General features: G+C 64.2%; 6 protein-coding genes and 1 tRNA gene. 3 read left to right on the forward strand and 4 right to left on the reverse strand.

Features of this window, described 5'->3' with window-relative positions; genetic code table 11:
- Positions 1 to 272: 272 nt before the first annotated feature.
- Positions 273 to 347, reverse strand: a tRNA-Thr gene (locus QOH60_RS11590).
- Between the two features lie 20 nt (positions 348 to 367).
- The gene (locus tag QOH60_RS11595; protein ID WP_526420329.1) at positions 368 to 1045 is read right to left on the reverse strand and encodes a hypothetical protein; all 678 of its coding nucleotides are present in this window, start codon (positions 1043 to 1045) and stop codon (positions 368 to 370) included.
- Between the two features lie 118 nt (positions 1046 to 1163).
- On the opposite strand from QOH60_RS11595, the gene QOH60_RS11600 reads away from it, so the two are divergent.
- Both QOH60_RS11600 and QOH60_RS11605 read left to right on the forward strand, forming a co-directional pair.
- The gene (locus QOH60_RS11600) at positions 1164 to 1883 is read left to right on the forward strand and encodes a response regulator transcription factor (RefSeq protein WP_526420331.1); all 720 of its coding nucleotides are present in this window, start codon (positions 1164 to 1166) and stop codon (positions 1881 to 1883) included.
- A 56-nt stretch (positions 1884 to 1939) separates the two neighbouring features.
- Complete coding sequence (locus QOH60_RS11605) at positions 1940 to 3400, forward strand: sensor histidine kinase (protein ID WP_526420333.1); 1461 nt, start codon at positions 1940 to 1942, stop codon at positions 3398 to 3400.
- Here the strand turns inward: QOH60_RS11605 and QOH60_RS11610 are convergent.
- On the reverse strand, positions 3388 to 3792 hold the full coding sequence (locus tag QOH60_RS11610; protein ID WP_526420335.1) for an HIT family protein: 405 nt from the start codon (positions 3790 to 3792) through the stop codon (positions 3388 to 3390). The two genes, QOH60_RS11605 and QOH60_RS11610, sit on opposite strands and share 13 nt — an antisense overlap.
- A 136-nt stretch (positions 3793 to 3928) precedes the next feature.
- Between QOH60_RS11610 and QOH60_RS11615 the strand changes: the two genes are divergently transcribed.
- Positions 3929 to 5164 (forward strand): bifunctional glycosyltransferase family 2/GtrA family protein, encoded by a 1236-nt coding sequence (locus QOH60_RS11615; RefSeq protein ID WP_526420339.1) that lies wholly within the window; start codon positions 3929 to 3931, stop codon positions 5162 to 5164.
- 16 nt (positions 5165 to 5180) lie between these two features.
- Here the strand turns inward: QOH60_RS11615 and QOH60_RS11620 are convergent.
- Positions 5181 to 8404, reverse strand: a 3224-nt coding sequence (locus QOH60_RS11620) for an endo-1,3-alpha-glucanase family glycosylhydrolase (RefSeq protein WP_526420337.1), incomplete at its 5' end; no start/stop codon positions are given.

The raw sequence follows: 8404 nt of genomic DNA on the forward strand, positions 1-8404 counted from the left end.
GAGGGTGACTGCGCCGGCTCCGAGCCAACCGTATGGCTCATGATGATGCTGGTTTGCCCGGCGGTGTCCCTTGGCGCTCTTGGTGTTGGTTCTACGCCGAGATGCCACGTGCGCTCCCTGGGCTAAACGAAAACTGATCAAAAATCAGACGCGTACGCCTATTTGACACTGGTGTAGATGCGGTCGCACAGGTATTCCGCAAAAAATATGCCGGACAGTATGTCTAGCTAGGGACCGAGAGGGGTCGAGTACGCTCTGAGCTTCGCAAGAGGTGGAGCCTCCTGTCAGGATTGAACTGACGGCCTTCCGCTTACAAGGCGGATGCTCTACCACTGAGCTAAGGAGGCAGGGCCTCTAGCCTATCGGGTCAGCGATCGTCGTCGGCGTCGACGACCCGCTCTGCCGACACGATCCGCGGCGGCGTCGGCTGACTTCGCCGCGAACGTGACCGTCCCGTGAATCGCTCGGCGAACCCTCCCAGTGGATTCGCGATGGTGCTCAGCGACTCCACCGCATCCCTCAGCAATTCGATGGTCGGCGTCAGCGCCTCCAGATTGGGCGTCACCTTGTTCAGGGTTTCGGCGGCGAACGCGATCTGCTCCAACGGGCCGTTGCGCGCTGTCAGCACGTCGACGAGTCCGCCCTTGGCCAACAAGCGCTCGGCCAGGCCGTCCTCGGACAGAAGCCGCTCGACCAGCCCCTCCTCGGCTAGCAGCTGGTCGACGAGCCCACCCGGTGCCACCGCGCGTTCCAGCGGTCCGCCCGGCTGCATCAGCCGCTCGACCGGGCCGCCCGGTGCCAGGGCCTGCCCCAGCGGTGTGCTGTCGTCGAGCATCGCCGTCAACCGGTTGAACTTCTCCATCGTCGGCTCGATGCCGAGAAGGTTCGCCACCGCCGATGACGGCGGCGGCGCGTCCGTCTCGCCCAACGCCCTCCGTGCCAGCCCCACGCCAGCGCCCGCAACGGCCAGGCTCGCCTCGGCGGCGGCCAATCCGATCCTCGCCGGCGCGATGAATGCCGCGGTGAGGCGTTTGCTGACGTTCATGCTGGCCAGTCTATGCACCTCATCAGCGGGTTACGCGCACCGGAAGTCTGTGAATCCCACAGTAAGCTCACAGGTAGATGCCAGCCTTACCCAATGCGGAAAGAGAACATTAGGCCGCATGAGCGCCGCACCTCTACACGAGTCTGTCCCCGAAGCCAAGGTTCTAGTGGTCGACGACGAGACGAACATCGTCGAACTCTTGTCGGTGAGCCTGAAGTTCCAGGGATTCGAAGTCCACACCGCATCCAACGGTCCCGCCGCACTTGACCGCGCCCGAGAGGTGCGCCCCGACGCCGTGATCCTCGACGTGATGATGCCCGGCATGGACGGGTTCGGTGTCTTGCGCCGGCTGCGCGCCGACGGGATCGACGCTCCGGCGCTGTTCCTCACAGCTCGAGATACCTTGCAGGACAAGATCGCTGGCCTGACCCTGGGCGGCGACGACTATGTCACGAAGCCGTTCAGCCTCGAAGAGGTGGTCGCTCGGCTGCGGGTGATTCTCCGGCGCACCGGACGGGGCACGGATCAACCCCGCAGCGCTCGTCTGACGTTCGCCGACATCGAGCTCGACGAGGAGACCCACGAAGTGTGGAAGGCCGGTGAGCCGGTTTCGCTGTCGCCAACCGAGTTCACGTTGCTCCGCTACTTCATGATCAACGCCGGAACCGTGTTGAGTAAGCCGAAGATCCTCGACCACGTCTGGCGATACGACTTCGGCGGCGACGTGAACGTCGTCGAGTCGTACGTTTCCTACCTGCGCCGAAAGGTCGACACCGGCGAAAAACGGCTTCTCCACACTTTGCGCGGCGTCGGATACGTGCTTCGAGAACCACGATGAGCGCTCGCGCGAAGAGCAGAGTGCAGGAGTAACCCGCGCTGGCGGACAATATGGGGATGCCCGTAACGCGCGCACGAGGTGTCCCACTCCGAGTGGCTCTCGTTGCCGCGATGCTCGTGCTCGTCGGCTTTGGCTTGCTGGCGTCCGGCATCGCAGTCACCTCGATCCTTCGTCACAGCCTGATCAACCGCGTCGACCAGACCCTCATCGATGCCTCGCGCGGCTGGGCGCAGGCACCGCGGCGGCTGCCGCCGGTGCCCAGCGAGGGCCCCAACCCCGGACGTCCGCCGTCCAACTTCTACGTCGTGGTCATCAGCAAGGACGGCGTCGAATCGAAGGAGTTCAACGACCGCGACGCCGACCCTGCGCTTCCGCCGAGCAACGACGTGGGGCCCGATCCCGTAACCATCGGGTCGCTCGACGGCTCCAACACCCAGTGGCGCGCAGTTTCAGTGCACGGCAGTCACGGCGAACTGATCACCGTCGCGTTCGACCTCACCGACGTGCAGTCGACGGTTCGCGCACTGGTGTGGTCGCAGGTCGGCATCGGAATCGCCGTTCTGCTGGTCCTCGGCATCCTCGGCTACCTGGTCGTGCACCGCAGCCTGCGCCCGTTGGCCGAAGTGGAGCAGACGGCCGCGGCGATCGCGGCAGGCCAGCTCGACCGCCGCGTGCCAGAGCGCGACCCGCGAACCGAAGTCGGCCGATTGTCGTTGGCGCTGAACGGAATGCTCGCGCAGATCCAGCGCGCCGTGGCGTCGTCGGAACAATCGGCAGCGCAAGCGCGAAGGTCAGAGGACCGGATGCGCCGATTCATCACCGACGCCAGTCACGAGTTGCGTACTCCTCTTACGACGATCCGCGGTTTCGCCGAGCTGTACCGGCAAGGCGCCGCCCGCGACATCGAGCTGTTGATGTCGCGCATCGAAAGCGAGTCGCGCCGCATGGGCGTCCTCGTCGAGGATCTCCTGTTGCTCGCACGGCTTGACGCTCAACGGCCCCTTGAGCATCGCCGGGTGGACCTGCTTGTGCTGGCGACCGACGCCGTTCACGACGCCCAATCGATCGCGCCCAGTCGACGGGTCGAGATCGAGGTGTTCGACGGGCCCGGCACCCCCGAGGTGCTCGGAGACGAAGCCCGGCTGCGTCAGGTTCTCGGCAACCTCGTCTCCAACGCACTGCAGCACACCCCGGACAGCGCCAAAATCACTATCCGCGTCGGCACCGAGAACGACGAGGCCAGGCTCGAAGTCATCGACGAGGGGCCCGGCATGAGCGAGGAGGACGCCCACCGCGTCTTCGAGCGCTTCTACCGCACCGACTCGTCACGGGCACGGGCGAGCGGTGGAACCGGGCTGGGCCTGTCAATCGTCGACTCGCTCGTGTTTGCCCACGGCGGCACCGTCACCGTAACGACCGCGCCGGGTCGTGGATGCCGGTTCGAGGTTCGCCTGCCCCGGATCGCGGACGTGCCCGCCTACGACATCGTGGAGAACGAGCCGGCTCAGGTCAGCTGAGCGACCGCAGCCTTGATCTTGGCCTGCGCCTCGTCAAGCGACTCCTGCGACGGGTTCGGGTCGACGTTCGCGAAGCCGAAATCGGACAGGTCGCGCGCCGGGAAGACATGTACATGCAGGTGCGGGATCTCCAGCCCGGCGATGATCACGCCTGCGCGCTCTGCCCCAAATGCCTCGCACACCGCCTTGCCGATCAATTGCGAGACGGCCATGACTTTGTTGAACGCCGCGGGCTCGACGTCCTGCCACTGGTCGATCTCGGCACGCGGCACCACGAGCGTATGACCCTGCGTCATCGGTTGAATTGTGAGAAAGGCGACGACCTCGTCGTCCTCGTAGACGAAGCGGCCCGGCAGCTCGCCGTTGATGATCTTGGTGAACACGGACGCCATGCGCACGAGCATGGTGGCACCGGCCGTTAACCGTCAAGCAGCCCGATCGTTGTTTGCCTCCCAGCAACCTCGCAGTCCGACCGCAGTGCCGTGGCAGCTTGTCACGTGACGGTGGAAACCCGTGACGCTTACAGGGGTGGACGGCGCCGTCGACGCCGATGCCGGTCAAGAGCACCGCAAACCGACGCAACCCTACGTGCTCGACGTCGTGATCCCGGTGTACAACGAGCAGGACGACTTGCCGACGTGCGTGCGTCGCCTGCATCAGTTCTTGGCCAGCGACATGCCGTACCGGTCGCAGATCACCATCGCCGACAACGCGAGCACTGACGAAACCCTGCTCATCGCACAGCAATTGGCCGCCGAAATTGCAGATGTCCGAGTGATTCACCTCGACGCGAAGGGTCGTGGTGGCGCGTTGCGCGCCGCGTGGTCGTCGTCGGACGCGACAGTGGTCGCCTACATGGACGTCGACCTGTCCACCCACCTGTCGGCGCTGATGCCCCTCGTCGCACCGCTGGTTTCGGGCCATTCCGACATTGCGATCGGCTCCCGGCTCGCCGCGTCGGCACGAGTCGTTCGCGGACCGAAACGCGAATTCATCTCTCGCAGCTACAACCTGCTGCTGAAAGGTGTTCTCGGGGCGAGATTCTCGGATGCGCAGTGCGGATTCAAAGCCATGCGCGCCGACGTCGCGCGAAAGCTGCTACCTCTGGTGTCAGACACGGGATGGTTCTTCGACACCGAGTTGCTGGTGATCGCCGAACACGCCGGTCTGCGCATTCACGAGGTTCCGGTCGACTGGATCGACGACGTCGACTCGCGCGTCGATATTGTGCGGACCGCGATAGACGACCTGAAGGGGTGCTGGCGCGTCGGGCGCGCATTGGCTACTGGTGCGCTGCCGTTGCGCGAACTGCAGCACAGCATCGGCCGCGAACCGCTGGTCGCCGGCGTACCTCCCGGAATGGTCGGTCAGCTTGTCAGATTCGGAATCATCGGCGTGGTAAGCACTTTGGCCTACACACTGCTGTACTGGCTTCTGCATCCGGAATTAGGCGGCCAGACGGCCAATCTCATTGCGTTGGCTGTCACTGCGATCGGAAACACCGCGGCAAACCGCGCATTTACGTTCGGCATTCGCGGCCGGGTGAATGTGGTGCGTCACCATTTCCAAGGGCTGCTCGTGTTCGGCTTCGGCCTGCTGCTCACCAGCGGATCGTTGTTCGTCCTGCAGCACTCGGTACCCGAGGCGGGCCCCGCGGTTCAGCTGTCGGTTCTCGCAGTCGCCAATCTTGTTGCCACGCTTGTCAGGTTCGTTGCGCTGAGGCGCGTGTTCGGCGCGCACCTGCGGATGCGCCGAGCCGCGTGAGGACTCACGACACAGGTCAGCGTAGGCCGCCCGCGATGTGGTACTGCTCGTCCTGCACATAAGGCGTCGTTGTCACCGAGTAAGGCGAGTTCACGACCGTCACCGTCTGCCCGGCGCGGGTCATGGTGACCGTGATGTCGCCGATCTGCAGCGGCACCGTGACGACGTTGCGCCCGGCGTTCACTGAGACTGTGGAGATCACCCCTCCGGCATTGACCGTGATCGTCGCCGGCGCTGTTGCGAACACCACCACGTCAATGGTGTTGGTAGCCGCGGGCGTTCCTGGCCTGATCGTCATGGGCAGCGTCTCGTCGTACGTGGACTCCGCGTTGGCGAACTGCGTGCGATTGGAGACGTAAAGGGCGTCGCGCACAATGGTCGGGTTGACCCCGTACTTGTACTGCGCTATCGAGTAGGCCTGCAGATCGAGCATGTCATAGCCGTGTTGGACCGACGGTGCGACAGAGGTGTTTTCCGCATAGTCGTTCCACGTGACCATCTGGACCCACTCGGCGCCCTGATTGATCGCGATCTGCCAGTCGTTCAGCGCGCTGTCCGTGTTACCTGACTCCTCGTAGATCCCTTCCCGTGGCCGGTTGTCTTGGAATGCAACGGGTTGCATCCAGATCTTGCCCAAGGCATGGGCCTTGTTGACGAGGTCGACCTGCGAGCCTGGATTTGAGTTGTTCGGATCGGTGGACGCGGGATTGCGTCCTCCCCAGTTGCCGAACCCGTAGCTGAACGGCGCGAAGGCGTCCATGTTGCTGTAGGCGTCGAGGAACGTCGGAACGAAAGCGACGTCAATGCCATAGGTGTTCTTCAACACGCCCAGGCTGTCGTTCCACCAGGTTGCCGTCTGTCCTTCGGCGAAGAACGCGGAGAGAACCACTCGGCCGTCGTCCAACTTGTAGGCGCCGGGCGAGGACAGGTACGGAGCGTATGCCGCTGCGAACTGAGCGGGCGTCATATTCGAAGCAGTGCCCGTCATGTCGGCCTGGAGCTGGATCTTGAAATTGTCAGTCGACTGTGCTGCCCGCAACATCGTTCTGATCTCTGTGTCCTCGACACCGGGGTCGATGACGTCGACGGTGAAACCATCGATGCCGACGCTCTTTGCCTGGTGGATCTGGTTGACGTCGTCCAGGTATCTCCAGTCCGCGTCGTTGATCGGTGTACGCGGCAGTGGCCTGTCGCGCAGGAAACCACCGTAAGCGGCGTGGACACCGCCTTCACCGTCAGGAGTCAGGTACTGGATGGTGTAGTAATCCTGGTCTGCCGGAAGGTTGTCGATCGAGAGCGGCAAGCCGAGCACGTAGTGGGCGAACACCACCTTGGCGGTGTCGCCGACCGGCATGTCGAACGGCAGGTACGGCGTCGCATTGTTCGCCACCGCCGCGATGGGCAGGGTGATGGTGACGGCGGTCGTCGCCTGCCCGTCGTTGGCGTAGACAGTGAACGTGGTGGTCTCCGTTTGCGGGGTCTGACCCGCCGCCTGCCGCACATCCTGATACGGAGTGAACGTGTAGACACCGCTCGACGACACGTTGACGGTACCTTCGGCTGGCTGAGACACGCTGTAAGTCAGGGTGTCCCCGTCGACATCGGTGATATTCAAGTCGCCGCTGACGGACCCGGTAGCCGCGGTCGGATTTCCGATCACGGGGGTGCCGACCGTCGGCGCGTGGTTTACGTGGGTGATGGTCAGGACGCGCAGTGCGGCGTCTCCCATGTCACCCACGTACACCTGGCGACCGTCGGGGCTGACGGCGATTCCGTGCCAGGTGGTCTCAGGAGCACTGTCTACGCTGGCTGTGGCGATGACGGTGTTTGTCGCGGTGCTGATCAGCGACAGTGTGTCATCGCCGTTGGCTGCGTAGAGGACGCTTCCGTCGGGGCTGAGTGCAAGCGAGAAGGGTTGCGTACCAACGCCGATGGTGGCCACCGTGGTGGTGGTGGCGGCGGTGGGGTTGATCACCGTCACCGAGTTGGTACCGAGGTTGGCGACGTAGACCCGTGACCCGTCGGCGGAGACGGCGACGCCTATCGGGTTTCCTCCGGTCGAAACTGTCTTGACCACAGCGTTAGTGGACGTGTCGACGACCGACATGGTGTTGCTGCTGTAGTTGGCGACGTAGGCGCGGGTACCGTCCGCGGACACCGCCACGCCTGTTGGGGTGATGCCGACGGCGACGGAGCTGACAAGAGTCGGCGTGGTCCCTGTGACGTTGAGCACGGCCACCTGGTTGTTGCCTGCCATGGGAACGTACACGCGTTGCCCGTCGGGTGACACGGCGATTCCGTAGGCCTGTCCGCCGTCCGAGGTGTACTCGCCGACCACGGTGTTGGTGGCGGTGTTGATCACCGACACTCCGTTGTTGCCTGCCACATAGGCGCGGGTGCCATCCGGGCTCAGCACGATCGCGGTGGGCGAGTTGATCACATTGATCGTGACAGATGTCGCCGACAGATTCGATCTGTCGACCACCGACACCGTGTTGCTTCCAAAATTGGCCACATACGCTTTCGTCAGCGACACCGCGACGCCCACCGGGGCGGCGCCAACCAGCTTGGACGCCGGTGGGGAGAGCACCGCCGGAGACACCGGCACCGTCACGGTGACCGGTGTCGAGTTCGTCCCATCGCTGACCGTCACGGTGAAGCTGTCGGTGGACGGCTGTCCTGTTAACCGCGCGGCTTGGGTTGGCGCGTATGTGAATACACCCGTCGTCGGGTTGACGGCGATCGACCCCTTGGTCGGTGCGGTGCCTACCGCATAGCTCAAGGTGTTGCCGTCGACATCGGTCCCGTTGATCGCACCGGTCACCACGCCGGTGGCCTGATTCGGCGTCGCCTGCGACGGTGACGCCGTCGGTGGGTGATTGCCCGGTGGCGGTGTTGGTGAGATCGGTGCGTTGAAGGTTACTGAGCCGGTGGCCAGTCCGTCGCTGGCGGTGACGGTGATGGTCTGGCTCTTGGCCCCGTTCGGTGTCGCGGCGGCATCGCGCGCGGCTTTCGTCGGCGTGAAGGTGTAGGTGTCCCCGTTGAATGTCACGGTGCCGGTTGATGGTTGGGTGACGCTGTAGGTCAGTGGATCGCTGTCGGGGTCGGTGAAATTCAGGGCGCCGGAGACTGCTCCGGTCGTCGTGTCAGGGGTGCCGACCGCCGGCGTGCCTGGTGTCGGTGCCCGGTTGGTGCCCTTGATCGGCACGGTGAAAGTCACCGGAGTGCTCGCCTGGCCAT

The sequence above is a fragment of the Mycobacterium sp. genome, from assembly GCF_032159765.1.
Classification (GTDB): Bacteria; Actinomycetota; Actinomycetes; order Mycobacteriales; family Mycobacteriaceae; genus Mycobacterium.

Excerpts from the sequence above, each read along its gene's own strand:
- QOH60_RS11610 (WP_526420335.1), bottom strand. The coding sequence starts at position 3,792 with ATGGCGTCCGTGTTCACCAAGATCATCAACGGCGAGCTGCCGGGCCGC.
- QOH60_RS11595 (WP_526420329.1), bottom strand. The coding sequence starts at position 1,045 with ATGAACGTCAGCAAACGCCTCACCGCGGCATTCATCGCGCCGGCGAGG.
- QOH60_RS11605 (WP_526420333.1), top strand. The coding sequence starts at position 1,940 with ATGCCCGTAACGCGCGCACGAGGTGTCCCACTCCGAGTGGCTCTCGTT.
- QOH60_RS11600 (WP_526420331.1), top strand. The coding sequence starts at position 1,164 with ATGAGCGCCGCACCTCTACACGAGTCTGTCCCCGAAGCCAAGGTTCTA.